Origin of the sequence: Mesorhizobium argentiipisi (SeqCode) (assembly GCF_037179585.1) — a bacterium.
Classification (GTDB): domain Bacteria; phylum Pseudomonadota; class Alphaproteobacteria; order Rhizobiales; family Rhizobiaceae; genus Mesorhizobium; species Mesorhizobium argentiipisi.
Genome location: NZ_JAPYKO010000019.1, coordinates 24,989 through 45,827 on the forward strand (window position 1 = coordinate 24,989; position 20,839 = coordinate 45,827).

Consider the following 20,839-nt stretch of genomic DNA (forward strand, 5'->3'; position numbering starts at 1 on the left):
CCTCCTCATTGCCGCATCGCCTTTCCTTCGGCGTCATAGGGCGAGGCCGCGATGACTCGCGCCGGCCGTTCGACCCCGACAATGTGTACGGAAAGTTCGGTCCCCTCCCCGGCGAAATCGTCGTCAAGCAACGCCAGGGCGACGCTCTTGCCGATGCTGTAGCCGTAGCCGCCCGAGGTGACGAAGCCGACACGCCGGCTTTTGTACCAGACCGGCTCGAAGCCGGTGGCGTCGGCGTCGACGGCGTCGACCTCCAGCGTCACGATCCGCCGCGAGACGCCGGCCTCGCGCTCTTTCAGCGCCGCCTCGCGGCCGATGAAATCGCCCTTGTGGAAAGCGATGAAGCGGTCGAGCCCGGTCTGGCCGGGCGTGTAGCCCTGCGTGAATTCGCGCGACCAGATGCCAAAGCTCTTTTCCAGCCGCAGCGAATTCAGGGCGTAATAGCCGATTTCGGCCAGGCCGAGATCCTCGCCTGCAACGAGCAGCGTTTCGCGCAGGCTCGAATGCAGGGTGGCCGGGCAGTTGATCTCGAAGCCGAGCTCGCCGGCGATGGACAGCCGGGCCACCCGGGCGCGCGCCATGTCGATGTCGAATTTGCCGCAAGCCATGAACGGCAAGGCTGCCGCCGAGACGTCCTGATGCGTGGTGCGTTCGACGATCCGGCGTGCGTTCGGACCGGTGACAAGGAAGCCGGACATGGCGTCCGAGATGTCGGTGACCGAGACGCCTTGGGTGACGTGCGCCTCGAACCAGCGCATGTGGAATTCGCGCAAATAGTAGGAGCCCATGATCCAGTAATCGGCGCTGCCCCAGTTGAGCACGGTGAGGTCGCCCTTCAGCCTGCCGTCGGAGCCAAGCATCGGCGCCAGCTTTGCGCGGCCGGGCTTCGGCAGCCGGCAGGCAAGCAGCCGGTCAAGCCAGGCCTCGGCACCCGGGCCTGACACCACATAGCGCGAGAAGGCCGTGGTATCGACAAGGCCGGCGGCGCGGCGCACCTGCAGCACTTCGTCGCGGACGATCTCGAAAGCGTTGGAGCGCTTCAGCGTGGTCTCCTCGCGAAACCCCATCGGTGCGAAATAGGCCGGGATTTCAAGTCCCCATGAGGCCGTCCATTCGGCGCCGGCGGCGCTCATGCCGTCATAGGCGCCGGGACGCTTCAGCGGCCGGCCGGCAGGCAGGCGCTCGTTGGGGAAGGTCATAACGAAGCGGCGGGCATAGAACTGGCCCGTCGTCTGCCGGAGATACTCCCGGTTGGCGGCGAAGGCGCCGTAGCGCGCGATGTCCATGCCGAAGATATCGGCTTGCGGCTCGCCGTAAATCATCCACTCGGCCAGCGACTTGCCGACGCCGCCGCCCTGGCTGAAGCCGGCCATGACGCCGCAGGCGACCCAGTAGTTCCTCAGCCCTCTGACCGGGCCGACCAGCGGATTGCCGTCCGGCGTGAAGGTGAAGGCGCCGTTGACCCATTTGCGGATGCCGGCCGTGGCCAGACATGGAAAGCGCTCATAGGCCTTGGCAAGCTCGGGACTGATGCGATCGATATCCTCCGGGATCAGCTCGATGCCGTAATCCCAGGGCGCGCCGTCCATGTTCCAGTGTTTCGGATTCTGCTCGTAGACGCCGAGCAGCACGCCCTTCCGCTCCTGGCGAAGATAGGAGAAGCCGTCGAGATCGACGGCCAGGCCGAGTTCCTTGTCGAGGGCGGCGACTTCCGGAATGTCCTCGGTGACGAAATAATGATGCTCCATCGGCGTCACCGGCAGGTCGACGCCGGCCATCAGCCCGACCTGCTTGGCCCAAAGACCGCCGGCGTTGACGACGTGCTCGGCGACGATCGTGCCTTTTTCGGTGACGACGTCCCAGCCGCCGGCGGCGCGCTGCTTCAAATCGACGACGCGGTTGCGCAGGATGACGTCGGCGCCGCGCTTCTTCGCGGCGCCGGCATAGGCGTGTGTGGTGCCATAAGGATCGAGATGGCCCTCGTTGGAATCATAGAGCCCGCCCAGCACGCCATTCACATCGACGATCGGGCAGATCTCCTTGATTTCATCCGGCGTGACCAGTCGCGCGGTCTCGATGCCGACCGACTGGAACACCGCCCGAGCCGATTTCAGCCACTCCCAGCGCTGCGGGTCGCTCGCCATGTTGACGCCGCCTGTCATATGCAGACCGGCATTCTGGCCGGATTCGGCCTCGATCTCGCGATAGAGCTTGATCGTGTAGTCCTGCAGCGCCGCGACATTGGGGTCGGCGTTGAGCGCGTGGAACCCGGCCGCGGCATGCCAAGTCGAGCCTGCCGTCAGTTCGGCGCGCTCGATCAGCGCCACATCGCTCCAGCCGAAACGCGTCAAGTGATAGAGCACCGAGGCGCCGACCACGCCTCCTCCGATGACCACTGCCCGGTAATGCGACTTCACGAGCCTCTCCCTCTCGTTGGAGGCCCTCACGATATATCTTCTGGACATATGTGTCTAGACACTTATGTCCAGAGCTTGCGCGCCGCCCCGTACCGTGCCACTTGTTCGGCCATGACGATGACAGTTCCCCAGGACGAGCCGGCGCCCGGCAATATCAAGGTGACCCGCGCGGACTGGATCAACGTCGCGCTGCAGACGTTGATTTCCGACGGCATCGAGAGCGTGCGCGTGCTGACGCTGGGACAGAAGCTCGGCGTCTCGCGCTCCAGCTTCTACTGGTATTTCGAAAGCCGGCAGGACCTGCTCGACCAGTTGCTCAAGCATTGGCACGAGACCAACACCGCGGCGATCGTCGAGCGTGCCCGCCGGCCGGCCGACACCATCATCATGGGAGTGATGAACGTCTTCGAATGCTGGGCCGACGAGCGCCTGTTCGACCCGCGGCTCGACTTCGCCGTCCGCGAGTGGGCAAGGCGCTCCGACGATGTGCGGCGCATGATCGACAAGGCCGACGAGGAGCGTCTGCTTGCCATACGCGACATGTACCGCCGGCACGGCTATGAAAGCGAGGACGCCTTCATCCGCGCCCGCGTCCTCTACTACATGCAGATCGGCTATTACGTGCTCGACCTCAAGGAACCGGTAGAGGCGCGCGTCAGCCATCTCGCCGCCTATCTGCGCTCCTTCACCGGCCAGGAACCAACCGAAGCGGATGTGGCGCATTTCATGCGCTTCATCGCGGCGCGGTGATATCGATCGGCCGTTAACGGCCCGCGCACCTCCAATCAACAAAGCTTGTGCTGTGACTTCGCTGCCCTTGTGAGCGGTGATAAAATGGTCGAATTAGGGTGCCACCCTGAAACTGCCCGCAGGCTGTTTTCGGGCGAAAGCGCGTTGGGGCGGAAGTCGGAATGGCAAGTCCTTCGAAACCACGCAAGAGAAGAGGCCGGATCGCCTCGGCGGCTCTTGCCGTCGACGCGTGGCTCGATTCCTCGCTCTATGAGATCAGCTTCAAAGCGCGCGAATTCTGGGAAGCGGCGACCATCTTTTCCCGCCGTTTCCGCGTGCATGGCTGGCGCCGCGCCATCATCGAGGTGCTAAGCGAAGGTTTCACCATGGGCGCGGGCGGCTTCGTGGTGCTGTTGGCACTTGCCATGCCGGCCTTCGACATCACCGCCGGCGACTGGCGCAGCCAGGGCGATTTCGCCGTGACCTTCCTGGACCGCTACGGCAATGAGATCGGTCAGCGCGGCATCATCCAGCGCGATTCCGTGCCAGTAGACGAGATGCCCGATATCGTCATCAAGTCGGTGCTGGCGACCGAGGACCGGCGTTTCTTCGACCATTACGGTATCGACATTCTTGGCCTGTCGCGTGCGCTCTTCGAGAATATGCGCGCCAATTCGGTGGTCCAGGGCGGCTCCAGCATCACGCAGCAGCTCGCCAAGAACCTGTTCCTGTCCAACGAGCGCACATTGGAGCGCAAGATCAAGGAAGCCTTCCTGTCGCTATGGCTGGAAGCGAACCTGTCCAAGAAGGAGATCCTGCAGCTCTATCTCGACCGCGCCTATATGGGCGGCGGCACGTTCGGTATCGAGGCGGCGGCGGATTTCTATTTCGGCAAAAGCGTCAAGGATCTGAGCCTGGCCGAAGCGGCGATGCTGGCCGGCCTGTTCAAGGCGCCGACCAAATACGCCCCGCACATCAACCTGCCGGCGGCGCGCGCGCGCGCCAATGTTGTGCTGTCCAACCTGGTCGACGCCGGCTTCATGATCGAGGGCCAGGTGCTGCAGGCGCGGCTGCATCCGGCCGACGTCGTCGACCGCGGCGAGCAGAAGAGCCCGGATTATTTCCTCGACTGGGCCTTCGATGAGGTGAAGAAGATCGCCAAGCCCGGCCAGCATTCGCTGGTCGCCCACACCACTTTCGACGCCAACATCCAGAAGGCCGCGGAAGAGTCGGTCGAGTTCCATCTCCGGCAGTTCGGCAAGGAATACAACGTCACCGAAGGCGCGGTCGTGGTGATCGAGACCAATGGCGCGGTTCGCGCCATCGTCGGTGGCCGCGACTATGGCACCAGCCAGTTCAACCGCGCCACCAAGGCGCTGCGCCAGACCGGCTCATCGTTCAAGCCCTATGTCTATGCCACCGCCATGGAGCATGGCTTCACGCCGGATTCGGTCGTTTCGGGCGGCGCGATCACATGGGGCGGCTGGTCGCCGCACAATTACAATGGCGGCTCGGCCGGCAACGTCACGCTGATCACGGCGATCGCCAAGTCGATCAACACCGTGCCGGTGCGGCTCGCCAAGGATTACCTGAGCATCGGTCCGATCAAGGCGATGGCGGAATCGATGGGCGTCGAATCGCCGCTGGAGTCGCACAAGACCATGGTGCTCGGCACATCGGGCATGACGGTGATGGATCAGGCGACCGGGTACAGCGTCTTTGCCCAGAACGGTTTCGTCGGCTCCCGCCATGGCATCACGCAGCTCGTCACCCGCACCGGCGATGTGGTCTATGACTGGGCCAAGGATGCGCCGCCGCCGCACCGCGTGCTGTCGGAAAAGGCGCTGAAATACATGAACACGATGCTGGCGGCGGTGCCGGCGATCGGCACGGCGCGGCGCGCCCAGCTTCCCAATATCGTCGTCGCCGGCAAGACAGGCACCACGCAATCCTATCGCGACGCCTGGTTCGTCGGCTTCACCGGCAATTACACGGCCGCGGTCTGGCTCGGCAACGACGACTTCACGCCGACCAACAAGATGACCGGCGGTACGCTGCCGGCGATGGTCTGGCAGCGGCTCATGGTCTATGCGCACCAGAACATCGACCTGAAGCCGATCCCCGGTCTCGATCATCCGTGGGTCGATCCGGAGGTCGCGGCCAAGGCAGAGGAAGCGGCAAAGAAGGAAGCCGACGCGGCGGCAGCGCAGGCCGAGGCCGAACGCCCGCCGGTGCTTTCGAGCCGCACCAGCCAGACCCTTCGGGACATGACCAAGGCGTTCCAGGCCGCGCCGGTGCTCGACGCCCCCACTCCGCCGGAGACGCTTTCGGCGCTTTAGGGCGGCGCCTGCATGAAGCCGGCTTGCCACGACACCCCGCGCCGCGATATCCCGGGCAATCTCCTCTGTTTGCGGCTCTCATGCTCAAGAACGCCATCCTGACGCTGCTTTCGCTTGCCATAGCCATCGGGCTTGGCGGCTACAGCGTCTGGTATGCGCTCAATGCGCAGGACGGCGTCGGCGCGATCCGCATCGGCCAATGGACTGCTTTCCCCGAAGTCGGAACTTTAGCCGCCGACCCCTACTCCAAGGCGCGCGTGGCACGCGAGGGCGTGCTGGCGCTCGGCCAGGCCGAGGGGCTTGCCTTCGTCGCCGAGCGCGACGATGCGGGCGAGCCGCTGAAACGCGAATGCACCTACACGATCGAAGGCGGTTATCCCACTGCCCGTTTCTGGACGCTCTACGCCGCCGACCAGTCGCTTGGCGTGATCGACACAGGCAAACCGAGGCAGTCGGCGATGCAATCCTACGAAGTGCTGCGCCGGCCCGACAATTCCGTCGTCATTTCCGTCGGCAGCCGACCGGCTCCCGGCAACTGGCTGCTGACCGGCGGCTCCGGCAAGATGTATTTCGTGCTGACCTTCTACGACACGCCGATCGCCTCGAGCACCGGCCTCTCGGACGTCACGCTGCCGCGCATCCTGAAGGCGGGCTGCAATGCGTAGCCTGCTGCATGCCCTGATCCTCGGCCTGCTCGGCGCCGGCATCGTGCATATCGTGGTGCTGTTCCTGGTGCCGGAATTTTCCGAACGCGATGCCTGGTCGCGGCTGGCGATGGCATCCGACCTCTACAAGATGAGGCGGCTAGACGCCGAGGCCGGCGGCGCGCCGGTGGTGAAATCGGTCGATCCGCTGTTTTATGCGGCCGCCTGCCGGTTCGACCTTGCCGACGGGCTGGTCAGGATCAGGGCGCCGGGCGACGTGCCGTTCTGGTCGGCCTCGGTCTACGACCGCAGCGGCCACAACATCTATTCCTTCAACGATCACAACGCCAATGGCGAGAAGCTCGATGCGGTGGTGCTGACGCCGGCGCAGATGATCGACGTGCGGCGCGACCTTCCGGAGGATCTGCAGGGCGCGATCTTCGTCGAAGCGCCGATCGAGGAAGGCATTTTCGTCGTCCGCGCCTTCGTGCCGGACGAGAGCTGGAAGCCGATCGTGTCGCGCTTCCTCGAGCAGAGCGCCTGCGAATTGCAGGACTACTGAGAAAACGCGTTCAGTGATGCGGCTTGGCAGGTGGCGGGGAGCCTGGCCTGTCGAAGCCGCTTTCGGCCGGCCGGGTCTCATCGGCCTGCGGATGCAACTCATAACGCACACCGGGAAAAATGATGACCGCCGCCGCCGTCGTGGTGTCGTGACTTGCTCGATTTATAGGTGCCGCACGCGGCACAAAAGACAGGACCATGCCCATGGTTCGCGCATTCCTCTCGGTTTGACCGGAGCACAACGCAACGCCTCCAAAGTTGATTAAGGGCGTAGAGGGTTAACGGAGCGCTAACGGATCGCGGCTAATTTGATGTTTGTCTTTCCTGAAGATGCCAAAACCGGCCCGGCCGGATTGCGCGGTTCGGGCGTGTGTCGAGTATCGGGCGTATCCTCCGTGTCATCTTCGGATTTCAGGCAAATCGCTATCCGGACCGAAGCGGGAAAGGCCGAAAGGCTGTTCCGCGCCGCGGTGTCGGCCTTCTGTTCGCTGACGCGTCCCTCGCGCCGCGAGATCGCCCAGTTGGAGGACCTGACGCTGCCGCTGTTCGACGAGGTGTCGGTCGAATCGCGCCGCTACGTCGCCGCCGCCCTTTCCGAATGCGACTACGCGCCGACAGCCTTGGTGCGGCGGCTGGCCGAGGAGCCGGTCGAGATCGCGGCACCTTTGCTCACCCGCTCCAACGCGCTGAGCGATATCGATCTCATCGCGCTGATCGGCCGGCACGGACTGCCGCACGCGCGCGCCATCGCACGCCGCAAGGAGCTCAACCCGACGATCGCCGACCTGATCCGCGCGCTGGAAAGACCGACGCTGGTCAAGACGCGGCCGCCAGAAACGGTCACCAAGCTCACACCGAAACCGGAGCCCGTGGCCAAGGCGGACACCGATCGTCCCGCGATCGGCGAAGCAGCGGAGAACGCGCGGCGCCGCCTGCGCACGATGATGCGCCCGACCGGCGACGCTGCCGACGTCAACACCTTCCTCGGCCAGCCAGCCTATGTGAAACTGCGCGAGACGGCGCTGACCGGCAACGCGGCCTTCTTCCAGACCGCGCTTGCCGATGCGCTGGGGATCGACTTCGCAACGGCCCGCTCGGTGACCGAGCAATCGAGCTATGGCGCATTGCTTGCGGCGCTGCGCGCCCTCGACCTCAGCGAGGACAGGGCTTTCCTGATCGCGGTCGCGGTCTATCCCGGCGAGTTCCCGCACCCGCAGGCGATCCGCCTTTTCCTCGACCGCTACCGGCTGCTGCATCGCGAGGCGGCACTGGACAAGCTACGCGCCTGGAAGGCCGAGACTCTCTCGCGGGCGATCCGCGGCGATGCTCCCGATGCGGTGGACATCGAAAGCCGCGAAGCCTCGAACAGCGACGAGGCGAGTGCCGGCCTCAAGGCCTCCTGATCCGGTCTATTCTGTCTTCACCGAAAGAAGCTCTTCGACTGGAACGGTCCCGGCTTCGATCTCGACTACCCAAATGTCGGGATCGAATTTCTTCTCCCGCTCCAGCCGCGCATCGAAGGACGAGCCATCGTCGCGGGCATCGAGCGAGGTGAAGAAACGCTCGTCGGGCTTGGCCGAATCATAGCTGGTCTGCGGCGCCGGCCCATAGAGGGCAACCTCCCCCAGACGCCCGCGCGACAGCACGAAGACGGCGCCCGCCTCGGTCGCGCCGCGTTTGACCACGGCAGCAAAACCGCCGGCGCTGAAGACGCGGCGCACAAGGGCCGAGACCCAGAGGTCGGTGGTTACGCGCATGGGAGGTTTCCGAATGGCATGCGCGGTTTCTTACAGCAAGGATGAAGGAACCGAAACGACCTTACCGCCGCTCAATTCGTCAGGCCGATCTGGCGCATCTTGACGTAGACCGCTTCGTCCGGCTCGCCGGTCTCGGGCAGGCCGAACAAGGCTTGGAATTCCTTGATCGCGGCTTTGGTACGGGCGCCGACCTTGCCGTCGAGCTGCATGTCGTTGTTGCCGAAGGCCTTCAGGCCGGCCTGGATCTTGACGATGCGGGCATCGGGCGATTGCGTGGCGCCATCGGCCGGGGCGGAAACCGGGATCATCGGCGGCTTGGCGGCCGGGGCGGCCACGCCATCGGCCGGCCGCGGCGCCGGGTGGGGAATGGCCGCCGTCGTCTGGCGGGCCCCAAGCTGGTCGAGCAGCGCCCCGTCGATTTCACCCGACCCCGGCAGCCCGACTTTCAGCTGATAGGCCTGGATCGCCTTGCGCGTGGCCGGGCCCGTAAGGCCATCGACCGTGCCGTCGTAGAAGTTGAGGTCCTTCAGAATGGCCTGCACCTGCTGGACCACCGGATCCGGCTTGGCCGCGGGCTGCGGCGGTGGCTGGCGCACGATATTGATGGTGGTTTCCGGTTCGTTGGAGACGGTATGCGGGAAATTCTCGATGCTGCGGGTGGCAAAGAAGGCGCCGGTATGGGGAAAAGGCTGATACCAGAGCGCATTGGCCGAGACGTAGAACAGCGTCACCAGGAAGGCGGTCGAGCCGCCGACCAGGACCGGATTGCTCGCGATCAGCTGACCGACCGCGACCGCGCCTTCGGCAAGCACGCCGCGCTCGGGTTCGACCACCTTAGGCCGTTTTGCGGAGCGAGCCATTTCTCTCCCCATCTCTGTCCCCCTTCGGCTTCGCTGGCATGGCCAGCACGCCGGAAGGCGCGCCGGAATGCCTCTTAGGCCCGCTTACCGGCAGACCGATCGTCACCGTCGTGCCCTCACCCGGTGCGCTCTCGATCGACATCGTGCCGTCGTGCAGCGCCACCAGGCCCTTGACCAGCGACAGGCCGAGCCCGGTTCCCTCGAAACGGCGCGTGTAATCGGTCTGGATCTGCATGAACGGCTTGCCGAGATTTGCCATGTCCTCCTCGGCAATGCCGATGCCGGTGTCGCTCACCCAGAAATGGAGGCGCGAGCCGACGCGCTTGGCGCCGATCACCACGCTGCCGCCATCGGGCGTGAACTTCACCGCGTTCGAAGCGAGATTGATCAGGATCTGCTGCACGGCGCGGCGATCGGCATTGATCTCACCCGCATCCGGCGCGATCTGCGTGGCAAGAACTATGCTCTTGGCGTCGGCCAGCGGCCGCATCATCGAGCGGCACATGTCGACCGCCTCGACGAAGCGGAACGGCTCCAGCTCGGTCGCATAGGCGCCCGCCTCGATGCGCGAGACATCGAGGATCGAGGTGACGACCGATAAAAGATGCTGGCCGGACTCCCTGACCAGGCCGACATATTCCTTCTGGCGCGGGTCCTTGAAGGCGCCGAACATCTCATGGAGCAGCATGTCGGAAAAGCCGATGATGGCGTTGAGCGGCGTGCGCAGTTCGTGGCTGACCACCGCAAGGAAGCGGCCCTTGGCCACTTCGGCGGTCGCGGCCGCCTCCTTCGCTTCCACCAGCTCCTCGCGAAGTGCTGCAACATCGTCGTTTTCGCGCAGGACCAGGGTGAAGACGTCGCGGTCGGCTTCGCCGCGCAGCAGCTCGAGGCTGAACGGGCGGAAATTGTCAGCCACGGCGGATCCCTCGCGCGGCAAGCGGATGCGCAAGTCAAGCCGGCCCTTCGGCGCGCCCTCGCGCATGTCGGCCAAGGTGGTGAGATAAGCGACGCGGTCGGAAAGATGAACGCGGTCGAACAGGCCGGTGCCGAGCAGGAGCTCCGGTGCCAATTTGAGGATCGAGCGCGCCTTGGCGGAGGCATCGAGCACGTCGCCCTGGCGCCCGACTCGCAGGACGACGGCGTCGATGACGTCCTCAAGACGATCGCCGGCAGGTTCCACCAGCCGCGAGCCTGCCGGGTTGGCGAAGGCGGCGGCCCGCGGCAACAGCGTCAGCGCCCAGGCGAGCGGCAGCAGCCAATGCCAGGTGGCGATCTCGCCGAGCGGCAGGAACTGCCCGGCAAAGGGCTGCAGCACGATGGCGGCAAGCGCCGCCAGCGCGCCCGACAGCGCAGCGCGCCGTGATCCCGAGACCCACCAGGTTTCGACCGGCAAGGCGACGGCGAGCAGTGCGACCGGCGAGGCCAATCCGCCCGCCGCGGCAATAGCGCCGGCAAGGGCGAGGCCGCCCAGCACGACCGCCATGCGGCCGGCGAGCGCCATATGGCCGGTGGCGGCCACCAGAAGCGCCGCGAACCAGCACAGGCCGAACGCGGCAAAGATCGCGGCTATCGTAACGGCCGCCCCAAGGCTGGACGTGACAAGCGTGACCGCGGCACCCGCGGCAAGGAAGGGCGCGGCGAGCATGACGCCGATGAAGCGGCGCTGGCGCAAGCGTTCGGCCTCGCCCGTCACGGTCGGGTGAACCATGCGTTCGCAGCCAGCGGAAACCGCGCTGGGCAATTGAACGTATCTGGCTGAAATAGAACTCAACGCACGCATACCCGGTCGTAAAAAACCTGCCTGGCAGGTGACTCATCAATTGGCTTGAAACTCGCATCCACCGTTTAAGGAATGGATAAGGCTGGCGGGGCCCGGCGACGGGCTCATGGCAAATATTGTAATGCCGGCCTCGCAAAGCACGCCGAGTTGCCGCCATGGTAAACGGCGGGTTAGCCGCGAAGCTTGTGCCAAAACGGGCCGCAACTTGATCCGGCTAACTTCTGACGGGAACAAAACCGTTTAATTACAATAAGATATATGATTATCATAAAGTTAATGCGTTCGGTGAGATTCGAGACAAGTCCGTTTCAAAACCAATTCCTTTCGAATTTGCCTAAAATTTGAGGAAAATTGGCGGCTTCGATGCAAGCCGTCCTTTGCGCGACTATGCCATTATCGTGCCCATAAAAGAGGTCATGCCAAGGGATGCATGATCCGTCACGGATGGATGCGTCATTCATCTCGGATGAGAGGCAAATAAGATGGGCTTTCTGATCAGGATGGCTTTCTGGTTTTCGCTGGTGCTGCTGGCGCTGCCGCTCGGCGTCGGCCCGGGCGAGGACGGCCAGCAGAGCGTCGGGCCGATCCAGGCGCTGTTTGCGGCGCGCGAGGCGGTCGGCGACATTGCCGGGCTCTGCGAGCGCAAGCCCGATGTCTGCGAAACCGGCAAATCGGCCATGTACACCATTACCGTTCGCGCCAAGGAAACGGCCAAGATCGCCGCGGCCATGATCGACGACAAGCAGTCCGGGCAGTCCGGGCAGGCAGGCACGCCTGAGACAAAGGTCGCGGATGGCTCCGTCACGACCACCGGCAGTGTCGCCGAGGACATCGTGTTGCCCGCCAAGGTCAACATTCCGGTGATGTTGACGGCGAAGAACTGAATTCTTTCCGGCCGTTTTGCCCGGCTCTCTGGTTTTGGCGCAATTACGGACGGAAGGCTACGGCGAAGTCGCCGAACCTAACCGCTTACGCACTTTTCCTGGAATTGCTCTAACGCCGCGGGCCCGTCCGACCTCTCGACGCCCGCGGCGTCTTTCTTTTCCGTGCTTTTTCCGTGACGCGGCGGTGCTGGGCCACTATATGCGGGCAATGATCACCTCGATCCAGACGATCCGCGACGACTTTGCCCTGCTCGACGAGTGGGAGGACCGCTATCGCTATGTGATCGAGCTTGGCGAAGGACTGCCGCCCTTTCCGGAGGCGGAACGCACGGCCGCGAACAAGGTGCCCGGCTGCGTGAGCCAGGTGTGGCTCACCACCGAGCAGGGCACGGGCGTCGATCCGGTGATTCGTTTCCAGGGCGATTCCGACGCCCATATCGTGCGCGGCCTCGTCGCCATCATGCTGGCCTTGTTTTCGGGCCGGCGGGCAAGCGAAATCCAGAGCACGGACGCCGAAGCGACGCTGAAAGGGCTCGGGCTGGACGAGCACCTGTCGCCGCAGCGCGCCAACGGCCTGCGCTCGATGGTCAAGCGCATCAAGCGCGACGCGGAAGCGGCGTTGAAGCAGACGGCCTGATCCGGAGCTTATAGCAAAACGGCGCCGCAAGGGCGCCGTCGAACTGCTTGAAAGAGCAGAAGCCTTTCAGCGGCCCTTGCGCTTGCGGCCCAGGCCCATCTTCTTGGCCAACTGCGAGCGGGCGGCCGCATAATTGGGGGCGACCATCGGGTAGTTGGCGTCGAGGCCCCACTTCTCACGGTATTCTTCCGGCGTGAGATTGTAGTGGGTCATCAAATGCCGCTTCAGCGACTTGAACTTCTTGCCGTCCTCGAGACAGACGATGTAGTCGTCATGAACGGAGCGCTTCGGGTTGACGGCCGGCTTCTGCTTCTCGGCCGACGGCTGCTCCGGCGAGCCGCCGACGCGGCCCAGCGCGGCATGGACGTCGGCAATAAGGTTCGGCAGTTCCCCGACCGGGACCGGGTTGTTGCTGACATAGGCGGCGACGACATCGGCGGTCAGCTCGATCAGCGCATCACCGTTTTTCGAAGGTGTTTCGACGATTTCCATAGTGCTAAGGCCCCAACGAGAGTTGTTTCTGAAACTGCGCCCTTTTTCTAGGATCGGGCATTGCGCGAATTTCCTTCAGGAAAGGCTCTGAGATTCGCGTCGGTTATCTTAATGGCGCCGCATTGAAAGTAAGTCAATTCGCATATTGACTTATATTGGTCGATATTCATCAACTATTGCCGATTCAGCTTCAAAAAATTGTGCGCCGTGTAACTTCGCGAGATTTTTCTGGTCAGACCAGCATGGCATGACGTTGCGTCATCCGCATGTTAGACATCCGATCGCCACTCGACACGGCGTTCAATGCTTCGCTAATGCTTGGGTGCCCTTTCGCCCGCACAACGAATCCTGCGGCGCAACGAAGCGCAAGGACATCGCCTTGGCGGCTGAACCCGACAAGGCGACGCGACGGGATCCATCAGTAAGGCGCGATATATTTGCCGTAGACCCAGCCGGTGACGAAACGACCGTTCTGCGCCGGATCGTGCCAGATCTCGCACCAGCGATAGCGGATCGCCTGGCGCTGCTTCCATTGTGGCTGCCGGCCGATATCGAGCAGGTTTACACCACCGGTGCAGCGGCCGGTCATCTGCAGCAGGGTGCCGTTCGGATAGGCGGCCTGTTTCTGCGATGCATTGGACGGATATTTTCGCGCACTGAGCGTATCGCCGAACGGCACCCCCGCCACTTGCCAGGCGGCAAAGACGGTTGCATGAGACTGGGTGGAAAAAGCCAGAACGGATACCGCAACTGCCACCGCGATAAGAACACAGGATTTCATCTTTCCCCCTTCAACTTGGCTTCTGAAGACCAACTTGGACCGCGCCCCTTGAACCGCCGCTGAGCGGCGTGTTCATTCGGCATTCAAGCAAATTCCGCAGCGAGACGTAATGACCAGAGCTTCCGCCTTGACTTCCGCCTTCCCAGCCGCCAACCCGCCTATCCCCGAGAAACGTCCGGTTTCCGACACGCATCACGGCATCACCCGCAGCGACGACTATGCCTGGATGCGGGCCGACAACTGGCAGGCCGTGTTCCGTGACCCTTCCCTGCTCGACGGCCGCATCCGCTCCCATCTCGAGGCCGAGAACGCCTATCAGGCGGTGCTGATGGCGGGCACGGCAGGTCTGCGCGGCAAGCTGTTTGCCGAGATGAAGGGGCGCATCAAGGAAGACGATTCGACGGTGCCCATGAAGGACGGCCCCTATGCTTATGGCTCTTCCTTCCGGCTGGGCGGCGAGCACCCGCGCTATTTCCGCACGCCGCGCGACGGCGGCGCCGAGGAGATCCTGCTCGACGGCGACAAGGAGGCCGAGGGCAAGGCCTATTTCAGGCTCGGCGGTGTCGACCATTCTGCCGACCACCGGAAGCTCATCTGGGCCTTCGACGACAAGGGCTCGGAATTCTTCACGCTGCGCGTGCGCGATCTCGCGAGCGGCAAGGACCTTGTCGACCGGATTCCGGATACGGGCGGCGGCGGGGTCTGGGACGCCGGCGACGACGGCTTCTTCTACACCCGTCTCGACGACAGCCATCGCCCGTCGAAAGTGTTCTTCCACGCACTCGGCGACAGGCCGGAGAACGACCGGCTGATCTATGAGGAAACCGATCCGGGCTTCTTCATGGATGTCGGCGGCACGCGTGCCAACGACTGGATCATGATCGGCATCAACGACCATGAGACTTCGGAATACCGCCTGCTGCCCGCCAATGACCCGTCCGCCGAGCCGAAGTTGGTAGCGGTGCGCGAGACCGGCCTGCAATACGACCTGGAAGAAGGCGGCGACATCTTCTTCATCCTCACCAATGCCGACGGCGCCAAGGACTTCAAGATCATGACCGCGCCGGTCGACAATCCCGTGCGCGCCAACTGGCAGGAACTGGTGCCGCACGAGCCCGGCCGGCTGATCCTGTCGGTACTCGGCTTCAAGCATCACATGGTCCGGCTCGAACGCAAGGAAGGCCTGCCGCGCATCGTCGTGCGCGAGCGCGCCAGCGGCGAGGAGCATTTCATTTCTTTCGACGAGGAAGCTTTCTCGCTCGGTCTCTCCGGCTCCTACGAATACGACACCGAAGTGATGCGCTTCACCTATTCGTCGATGACGACACCGGCGCAGGTGTTCGACTACAATATGCGGAGCCGCGAACGCGTGCTCCTGAAGACGCAGGAAGTGCCCTCCGGCCACGATCCGGAGCACTATGTCACGCGCCGGCTGATGGCCCCCGCCGCCGATGGCGAGCTGGTGCCGATCTCGTTGCTACACCATCGCGACACGCCGCTCGACGGTTCCGCGCCCTGCCTGCTTTACGGCTACGGCTCCTACGGAATCACGGTGCCTTCCGCCTTCAACACCAACTGCCTGTCGCTGGTCGACCGCGGCTTCGTCTATGCCATCGCGCATGTGCGCGGCGGCAAGGACAAGGGGTACGGTTGGTACGAAGACGGCAAGCGGGCAAAGAAGATGAATACCTTCGCCGATTTCATCGCCTGCGCCCGCCATCTCGTCGCCGAGCGTTACACAAAGCATGACCGCATCATCGCGCAGGGCGGTTCCGCCGGCGGCATGCTGATGGGGGGGATCGCCAACATGGCGCCGGAGGATTTCGGCGGCATCGTCGCCGAGGTGCCGTTCGTCGACGTGCTTACCACCATGCTCGACGCCAGCCTGCCGCTGACGCCGCCGGAATGGCCGGAATGGGGCAATCCGATCGCGTCCGCCGCCGACTACGAGACGATCGCGGCCTATTCGCCCTATGACAATGTGGCTGCGCTCGACTACCCGCCGATCCTAGCGCTGGCGGGCCTCACCGATCCGCGCGTCACCTATTGGGAACCGGCGAAATGGGTGGCGAGACTGCGTGAGCGCAAGGCAGGCGACAATCCGGTGCTGTTCAAGATCAACATGGAGTCCGGGCACGCCGGCGCGTCCGGCCGGTTCTCGCGGCTGGAGGAGATCGCCTACATTTACGCCTTTGCGTTGAAAGTGACGGGCAAAGCCTGATTTTCCACTCGCAATCCAGAAGATCGCGCGTTACGCAATGCACGGTCGTCTTGGATGCGGTCGTTTTTGGATGCCGCGTCCGGGCCGGCCGATCTCCATTCAACAAGGTTCGTCATGCTTCTCGTCGACACTTATCTCGACAAATCGTCCATCCAGGGCATCGGCGTCTTCGCCCGGCATCGCATCCCGAAGGGAACGCTGATCTGGAAGCTCGACCCGCGGTTCGACCGGCGCATTCCCGTCGACACCTATGAGAGCCAAACGGGACCGGTGAAATCCTATCTCGACCGCTATTCCTACCCCGACCGGCACGACCCGAGCTACATCGTGTTCGAAGCCGACGATGCGCGCTACATGAACCACGACGACGATCCGAACTGCGACGTCTCCTCGCCCGAGGAGACTTACGCCCTGCGCGACATCGCGCCGGGCGAGGAACTCACCTGCAACTACAATCACTTCTTCGAAAGCGGCTTCGATTTCCTGGGTGACCGCCACCCGTAGCGGCACGAGCGTAGGTCAGATGGTTCAGGCGAAGAGCAATTCCGGCTGGCGTCCCATGGCCAATCTGCCACGCAGTTTTCGAATGCCTGCCAAGGCCTTGCCGGAAACGACGCCTAAAGCAATCCCACCGGCGATGGCCAGCAGTTGGAAGATCGGAACCGGCAGCTTGCCCGCGGCGGGCGCCATCAATATTTCCGGGACGAAACGGTGGAAAAGGTAGATCGGAAACGCCGCGACGGCGACCTGCGCAACCAGCCGCCCTACCCCGGCCGGCAGGCGAACACGCGGCAGGTAAAGAAGGACCAAAAGCGCCGCGAAGATCATCAGATACTTTACCGTCGTCCCGAACCAGACCGACTCCCAGAAGGCCAAATAACCCAGCACAGCGGCGGCAAGCGCAGTCAGAGCCAATTTTTTCGCCGGAGCATCTGCAAAACCGGCACACCAACCGAATGCGGCCAAATGGAAAACCCAATAGATCGTGAAAATCTGGCGGTTGCCCAGATCGACGAACGATGGGAACGAAAAGCGCGCGGCAGCGGCAACGCCCAAAAGGCCGAGCGAGAAAACGAAGGGGTGAGCCCGGGCAAGCTTGCGGACTACAGGAATGGCAAAGATTAGAGCGAAGAGCAGGAGCGTCTGCGAATAGGCCTCGATGAACCAGTAAAGATACGGAATCATCTCGTGACGGTCCGGTTCGGCATAGCCGAAATTCCCAGTAAGCGTCATCGAAGCCCAGGGGATCGTCCCCCAGGCTACAGCGTAAGCGACGACAATGAGAAAATACGGGATCAGGACGTCGATCGCAGGTTTGAGCGCGTGCCCAATTCGACCGGCAAGGAAATGGGCCGACTGGAAACGAGCAAGGCTGTAGCCGGCCAGCAGCATCATGACGCCGGAGCCGCCGGGGATAGGCCATAGCGTTTCGTGATGCACGACCACCAGCAGGATCCCGATAGCCCTCAGCACCAAATCGGTCGGCATCTCGCTTGCGTGCCGGTGTTCGGGAAGTCCCGCCGCCTGGCGGTTTGCCAGCTCGGCAATGCTCAAGCGTTCCCAGCCGTCCGGCAGGTTCATGCCGAGACGCTCGAGTTCCAGAGCCAATTGCAGGAATCGAAGGGAGTCTCCGCCAAGAGAGACAAAGCTGTCGTTGCGGCCGACGGCGAGGGGATAGAATACGCGGGCGTAGGCACCGAGCAGACCGCCCAGCTCCCAGCGGATTTCCGTCCGCCCTTCCAACATCTCCTGATGGAGGCAGGCATAGTCGATCTTGCCAGAGGCAAGTCTGGGAAAGTCCTCGCGCGTCGCAACCCGAACCAGATTGGCTGGCAGATGGCTGATTTCGGCAAGAATGCGCCGTGCTCTCCCCGTCGGGTCGGCCCCGATCACATAGGCCTGCAATCCCCGATCGTCGCCAACCACCGTAGAGGCAATGCCGGCCCGCTCCAGCGCCTGCTCCATCGTATCGAAGCCGATCCTGAGGCCTGCGATCTTGGCGAAGCGGCTTCTGCGCCCGACGATGCGGAAGAAACCATGTTGGTCCCGTACGGCAATGTCGCCAGTGTTCAGGGCCTCGATCTCTGCGCCGCGCGCGAGGTCGCGGCGCCGCGTGCCGTAGCCCATCATTACGTTCGGACCGCGATAGACGAGCTCTCCGGGAATGCCTGGTTGGCTGATCGGCTCGCCTTCTGCGTCGACAATACCGAGGCTGCCGCCCGGGATCGCCACGCCGATCCGATCCTCCTTGTCGGAAAGGCTCTCCGGCGGCACGAAAGCCATGCGTGCCGTCGCCTCGGTCTGGCCGTACATGACGAAGAAGCGGCCGCCCCTGGCGAGCATATGGTTCCGATAAAGACGGATGAGATCCGGGCCAAGCGCTCCGCCCGCCACCGTCATCATGCGCAGCGCCTTGAGCTCAGCGTCGCGGAAACGGACCCGTTCCAGAAGTTCGTAAGAATACGGGACTCCAGACAGATTCGTGCAGCCGCCGTCGTCGATCGTGCTGAAGAAATCGCTGTCCATGACCGACATCCCGGGGAAGAGGACGCTAGCGCCCGCAACCAGATGCGAATTGAGGACCGACAGCCCATAGGAATAGTGGAGAGGCAGCACGAGAGCGGCCCGGTCGAAGGAAGAGAGTTCGAGATAAGCCGCGATCGAGCGTGCATTGGATTCGAGGTTACCGTAGGAAAGCCTGACCGCCTTGGCGGCGCCCGAGCTGCCGGAGGTCATCAGCAGCAGCGCGAGATCGGGATGCAGCGGCTCCGCATCTCCGGCGGGTCGAGCTTCCTCAACGAGACGCCAGCGGCCGTCGATTGGCCTGTAGGTGAAATCCGGCTGGAAGGCTGCCTGGAAATCGTCCCAAAGCCTATTGTCGCACGGCGGCAGCATGGCCGCTGCGTGCCCAGCCTGCAGGGCTCCGATATAGGCGGCGACTGCGTGCTCGGAAGCTTCCGCCGCAATCGCCACGAGCCGCTTTTGACTTTGCCCCAACTGCGAGGCGAAGCCTAGCGCAAGACTGCCGAGTTCCCTGTAAGACAGCATGCGTCCGCCGGCGAGGACAAGCGCCACGCGTTGCTCGTCATGGGTAAATCCGGACACAAGGTCGATGGAGGGCGTGGGCAAGCTTCGGTCCTCGGGGAATTGGCCCGAAGCGCCTATAATACATGAGTATTCAAGTCAACTAATGCCTTTGATTGGGAATGCCAATCCGCTTTACGCCATCATGTATGGTCGCGGGTTTGACGCCGCGTGCGCAGGTTAACTCGCCGGCTTGCGCGCCGGATAGCCGTTCGGATGCGGCGGGACGGCCTTCAGATAGGCCGCGATCGCAGCCCGGTCGTCGGCGGTCAGCTGCGCCATGTTGCGCTGCACGTCGACCATGGCGCCGCCGACCGAATCGAAATCGGGTGTGAAGCCGGTTTCGAGGTAATTGGCGATGTCGGCCTCCGACCAGTCCTTGGTGCCACCCTGCGGGGTGATATTGGGCACGACGCCCGAGCCTTCGGCGGCCACGGCGCCCGCCAGCCATTCGGCCTTCTTGACGCCGCCGGCGAAATCGCGCGGCGTGTGGCATTCGCCGCAATGGCCGGGCCCTTCGACGAGGTAGCGGCCGGCCAGCACCTTGTCCGGCGTGCCAGTGGGCAGGGCGATCACCGGTTCGGGGCTGAGATAGAGAAGCTTCCAAAGGCCGATGCCGCGGCGGATGGTGAAAGGGAAGGACAGCTTGTGGTCCGGCGCCTTGCCGGCAACCGCCGGCAGCGTTTTCATGAAAGCGTAGAGATCGGCAATGTCGGCCGGCTTCATGCGCGCGTAGGACGCATAGGGAAAGGCCGGATAGAAATGCTCGCCCGAAGGCGAAACGCCTTTCAGCATGGCGTTGGCGAAGTCCTCCTCGCTCCAGGCGCCGATGCCGTCCTTCCGGTCTTGCGATATGTTGGGCGGAACGAAAGTACCGAACGGCGTCTTGAGTTCCAGCCCGCCGACCAATTGCAGCCGGGCGTCGCCCTGGGCGCCCGGTTTGGCGTGGCAGGAGGTGCAGCCCCCCGCGTAGAAGATGCGCTTGCCCTTGGCGGCGTCGCCGGGGCCGAGTTGCGCGACGGTGCCGGCGTCCAGTTCGACCGGAGCCGACAGAGCCCAGCCGGCGGCGGCCGCGGCGCCGCCAAGCAGGACGACGGCGCCGACAAGCTTCTTCAGCCAGGCCATCGTCAGGCGATCAGCTCTTCTTGATCCGGTAGGTCTGATGGCAGGTGCCGCAATCGCCGCCCAGCGTGTTGAGCTGCGCCTTCAGCGCGTCGACATCGGCCGGTGGGGAAGCGACCGCGGCCTTGGTATCGGCGAGGAACTTGTCCTCGGCCGCCTTGAAGCCGGCCATGTCTTCCCAGATCTTCGGCGCGGCGGTGGTGTCGCCCTTGTCGGAGCCGGCCGGGAACAGCGTGTCGACATCGAACTTCTCGGCATTGGCTTGCAGTGCCTTCAGCGCGTCCAGCACGGCGGCGGCATCGAAAGGCGTCTCGCCCTTGACCACCTTCGAGATCTGCCCGGCGAGCTTGCCGCGTTCCTTCATCAGGGCCTGACGACCCTTGATCGGGTCGGCATAGGCCGAGCCGGCAAAGGCAAGCATAGAGATGGCGATGACAAGCTTTCTCATTCAATTGGCTCCGTGGATGAAGAGAGTTCGCTGGCGCAATTCCGGACGGAAAACCGTTCCATGCTTTTTCTGGAATTGCTCTG

The 20,839-nt window shown here is 63.6% G+C and carries 19 protein-coding genes; 9 read left to right on the forward strand and 10 right to left on the reverse strand.

Translation table 11 applies throughout. The features are described from left to right. Positions 1-5: 5 nt before the first annotated feature. The gene (locus O7A05_RS23305) at positions 6-2,417 is read right to left on the reverse strand and encodes a GcvT family protein (protein ID WP_337095291.1); all 2,412 of its coding nucleotides are present in this window, start codon (positions 2,415-2,417) and stop codon (positions 6-8) included. Between the two features lie 111 nt (positions 2,418-2,528). On the opposite strand from O7A05_RS23305, the gene O7A05_RS23310 reads away from it, so the two are divergent. From O7A05_RS23310 to O7A05_RS23325, 4 genes are all read left to right on the forward strand, one after another. After that, on the forward strand, positions 2,529-3,167 hold the full coding sequence (locus O7A05_RS23310; RefSeq protein WP_337095292.1) for a TetR/AcrR family transcriptional regulator: 639 nt from the start codon (positions 2,529-2,531) through the stop codon (positions 3,165-3,167). 161 nt (positions 3,168-3,328) lie between these two features. Next, the gene (locus O7A05_RS23315; RefSeq protein ID WP_337095293.1) at positions 3,329-5,485 is read left to right on the forward strand and encodes a transglycosylase domain-containing protein; all 2,157 of its coding nucleotides are present in this window, start codon (positions 3,329-3,331) and stop codon (positions 5,483-5,485) included. 80 nt (positions 5,486-5,565) lie between these two features. Next, complete coding sequence (locus tag O7A05_RS23320; RefSeq protein ID WP_337095294.1) at positions 5,566-6,150, forward strand: DUF1214 domain-containing protein; 585 nt, start codon at positions 5,566-5,568, stop codon at positions 6,148-6,150. Then, entirely contained in the window at positions 6,143-6,691 is a 549-nt protein-coding gene (locus O7A05_RS23325; RefSeq protein WP_224588091.1) for a DUF1254 domain-containing protein, read from the forward strand. Before O7A05_RS23320 ends, O7A05_RS23325 begins: the two co-directional genes overlap by 8 nt. A gap of 10 nt (positions 6,692-6,701) precedes the next feature. On the opposite strand, the gene O7A05_RS23330 is transcribed toward O7A05_RS23325, so the two are convergent. Next, a complete protein-coding gene (locus tag O7A05_RS23330) occupies positions 6,702-6,896 on the reverse strand; it encodes a hypothetical protein (RefSeq protein ID WP_337095295.1) in 195 nt (64 codons plus the stop codon). A 189-nt stretch (positions 6,897-7,085) separates the two neighbouring features. Here O7A05_RS23330 and O7A05_RS23335 point away from each other — a divergent pair, with 189 nt between their 5' ends. Then, entirely contained in the window at positions 7,086-8,093 is a 1,008-nt protein-coding gene (locus tag O7A05_RS23335) for a DUF2336 domain-containing protein (RefSeq protein ID WP_337095296.1), read from the forward strand. 6 nt (positions 8,094-8,099) lie between these two features. Here O7A05_RS23335 and O7A05_RS23340 read toward each other — a convergent pair whose 3' ends face one another. The 3 genes from O7A05_RS23340 to O7A05_RS23350 all read right to left on the reverse strand — a co-directional run bounded on the left by O7A05_RS23340 (position 8,100) and on the right by O7A05_RS23350 (position 11,015). Then, the gene (locus O7A05_RS23340) at positions 8,100-8,447 is read right to left on the reverse strand and encodes a DUF1491 family protein (protein WP_337095297.1); all 348 of its coding nucleotides are present in this window, start codon (positions 8,445-8,447) and stop codon (positions 8,100-8,102) included. Between the two features lie 71 nt (positions 8,448-8,518). After that, positions 8,519-9,307, reverse strand: coding sequence for a peptidoglycan-binding domain-containing protein (locus O7A05_RS23345; protein WP_337095298.1), 789 nt, complete (start codon positions 9,305-9,307; stop codon positions 8,519-8,521). Continuing rightward, positions 9,282-11,015, reverse strand: a complete 1,734-nt coding sequence (locus tag O7A05_RS23350; RefSeq protein ID WP_337095299.1) for a sensor histidine kinase — start codon at positions 11,013-11,015, stop codon at positions 9,282-9,284. The genes O7A05_RS23345 and O7A05_RS23350 overlap by 26 nt, the downstream gene beginning before the upstream one ends. 554 nt (positions 11,016-11,569) lie before the next feature. On the opposite strand from O7A05_RS23350, the gene O7A05_RS23355 reads away from it, so the two are divergent. Together O7A05_RS23355 and O7A05_RS23360 are read left to right on the forward strand one after the other, a co-directional pair. Then, a complete protein-coding gene (locus tag O7A05_RS23355) occupies positions 11,570-11,971 on the forward strand; it encodes a DUF5330 domain-containing protein (RefSeq protein WP_337095300.1) in 402 nt (133 codons plus the stop codon). 208 nt (positions 11,972-12,179) lie between these two features. After that, positions 12,180-12,608 carry a SufE family protein gene (locus O7A05_RS23360; protein WP_337095363.1) on the forward strand — a complete coding sequence of 143 codons (429 nt, stop codon included), beginning with the start codon at positions 12,180-12,182 and terminating at the stop codon, positions 12,606-12,608. 66 nt (positions 12,609-12,674) lie between these two features. Here the strand turns inward: O7A05_RS23360 and O7A05_RS23365 are convergent, their stop codons facing one another. Together O7A05_RS23365 and O7A05_RS23370 are read right to left on the reverse strand one after the other, a co-directional pair. Continuing rightward, entirely contained in the window at positions 12,675-13,100 is a 426-nt protein-coding gene (locus O7A05_RS23365) for a Ros/MucR family transcriptional regulator (RefSeq protein WP_027164827.1), read from the reverse strand. 418 nt (positions 13,101-13,518) lie between these two features. Continuing rightward, positions 13,519-13,881, reverse strand: a complete 363-nt coding sequence (locus O7A05_RS23370) for an SH3 domain-containing protein (RefSeq protein ID WP_337095364.1) — start codon at positions 13,879-13,881, stop codon at positions 13,519-13,521. A 109-nt stretch (positions 13,882-13,990) separates the two neighbouring features. Between O7A05_RS23370 and O7A05_RS23375 the strand changes: the two genes are divergently transcribed. Together O7A05_RS23375 and O7A05_RS23380 are read left to right on the forward strand one after the other, a co-directional pair. Continuing rightward, positions 13,991-16,102: a S9 family peptidase gene (locus O7A05_RS23375; RefSeq protein ID WP_337095301.1), complete on the forward strand. Its 2,112-nt coding sequence runs from the start codon at positions 13,991-13,993 to the stop codon at positions 16,100-16,102. 114 nt (positions 16,103-16,216) lie between these two features. Then, positions 16,217-16,606, forward strand: coding sequence for an SET domain-containing protein (locus O7A05_RS23380; RefSeq protein WP_224512317.1), 390 nt, complete (start codon positions 16,217-16,219; stop codon positions 16,604-16,606). A 24-nt stretch (positions 16,607-16,630) separates the two neighbouring features. On the opposite strand, the gene O7A05_RS23385 is transcribed toward O7A05_RS23380, so the two are convergent. The 3 genes from O7A05_RS23385 to O7A05_RS23395 all read right to left on the reverse strand — a co-directional run bounded on the left by O7A05_RS23385 (position 16,631) and on the right by O7A05_RS23395 (position 20,756). After that, positions 16,631-19,150 carry an AMP-binding protein gene (locus O7A05_RS23385; protein ID WP_337095365.1) on the reverse strand — a complete coding sequence of 840 codons (2,520 nt, stop codon included), beginning with the start codon at positions 19,148-19,150 and terminating at the stop codon, positions 16,631-16,633. A 216-nt stretch (positions 19,151-19,366) separates the two neighbouring features. After that, positions 19,367-20,311, reverse strand: coding sequence for a cytochrome c (locus O7A05_RS23390; protein WP_337095302.1), 945 nt, complete (start codon positions 20,309-20,311; stop codon positions 19,367-19,369). 10 nt (positions 20,312-20,321) lie between these two features. After that, a complete protein-coding gene (locus tag O7A05_RS23395) occupies positions 20,322-20,756 on the reverse strand; it encodes a c-type cytochrome (protein WP_337095303.1) in 435 nt (144 codons plus the stop codon). Positions 20,757-20,839 lie beyond the last annotated feature (83 nt).

Excerpts from the sequence above, each read along its gene's own strand:
- O7A05_RS23350 (WP_337095299.1), bottom strand. The coding sequence starts at position 11,015 with ATGGTTCACCCGACCGTGACGGGCGAGGCCGAACGCTTGCGCCAGCGC.
- O7A05_RS23315 (WP_337095293.1), top strand. The coding sequence starts at position 3,329 with ATGGCAAGTCCTTCGAAACCACGCAAGAGAAGAGGCCGGATCGCCTCG.
- O7A05_RS23310 (WP_337095292.1), top strand. The coding sequence starts at position 2,529 with ATGACGATGACAGTTCCCCAGGACGAGCCGGCGCCCGGCAATATCAAG.
- O7A05_RS23320 (WP_337095294.1), top strand. The coding sequence starts at position 5,566 with ATGCTCAAGAACGCCATCCTGACGCTGCTTTCGCTTGCCATAGCCATC.
- O7A05_RS23395 (WP_337095303.1), bottom strand. The coding sequence starts at position 20,756 with ATGAGAAAGCTTGTCATCGCCATCTCTATGCTTGCCTTTGCCGGCTCG.
- O7A05_RS23370 (WP_337095364.1), bottom strand. The coding sequence starts at position 13,881 with ATGAAATCCTGTGTTCTTATCGCGGTGGCAGTTGCGGTATCCGTTCTG.
- O7A05_RS23325 (WP_224588091.1), top strand. The coding sequence starts at position 6,143 with ATGCGTAGCCTGCTGCATGCCCTGATCCTCGGCCTGCTCGGCGCCGGC.
- O7A05_RS23355 (WP_337095300.1), top strand. The coding sequence starts at position 11,570 with ATGGGCTTTCTGATCAGGATGGCTTTCTGGTTTTCGCTGGTGCTGCTG.
- O7A05_RS23380 (WP_224512317.1), top strand. The coding sequence starts at position 16,217 with ATGCTTCTCGTCGACACTTATCTCGACAAATCGTCCATCCAGGGCATC.
- O7A05_RS23345 (WP_337095298.1), bottom strand. The coding sequence starts at position 9,307 with ATGGCTCGCTCCGCAAAACGGCCTAAGGTGGTCGAACCCGAGCGCGGC.
- O7A05_RS23330 (WP_337095295.1), bottom strand. The coding sequence starts at position 6,896 with ATGGGCATGGTCCTGTCTTTTGTGCCGCGTGCGGCACCTATAAATCGA.
- O7A05_RS23340 (WP_337095297.1), bottom strand. The coding sequence starts at position 8,447 with ATGCGCGTAACCACCGACCTCTGGGTCTCGGCCCTTGTGCGCCGCGTC.
- O7A05_RS23390 (WP_337095302.1), bottom strand. The coding sequence starts at position 20,311 with ATGGCCTGGCTGAAGAAGCTTGTCGGCGCCGTCGTCCTGCTTGGCGGC.
- O7A05_RS23365 (WP_027164827.1), bottom strand. The coding sequence starts at position 13,100 with ATGGAAATCGTCGAAACACCTTCGAAAAACGGTGATGCGCTGATCGAG.
- O7A05_RS23360 (WP_337095363.1), top strand. The coding sequence starts at position 12,180 with ATGATCACCTCGATCCAGACGATCCGCGACGACTTTGCCCTGCTCGAC.
- O7A05_RS23375 (WP_337095301.1), top strand. The coding sequence starts at position 13,991 with ATGACCAGAGCTTCCGCCTTGACTTCCGCCTTCCCAGCCGCCAACCCG.
- O7A05_RS23385 (WP_337095365.1), bottom strand. The coding sequence starts at position 19,150 with ATGCTGTCTTACAGGGAACTCGGCAGTCTTGCGCTAGGCTTCGCCTCG.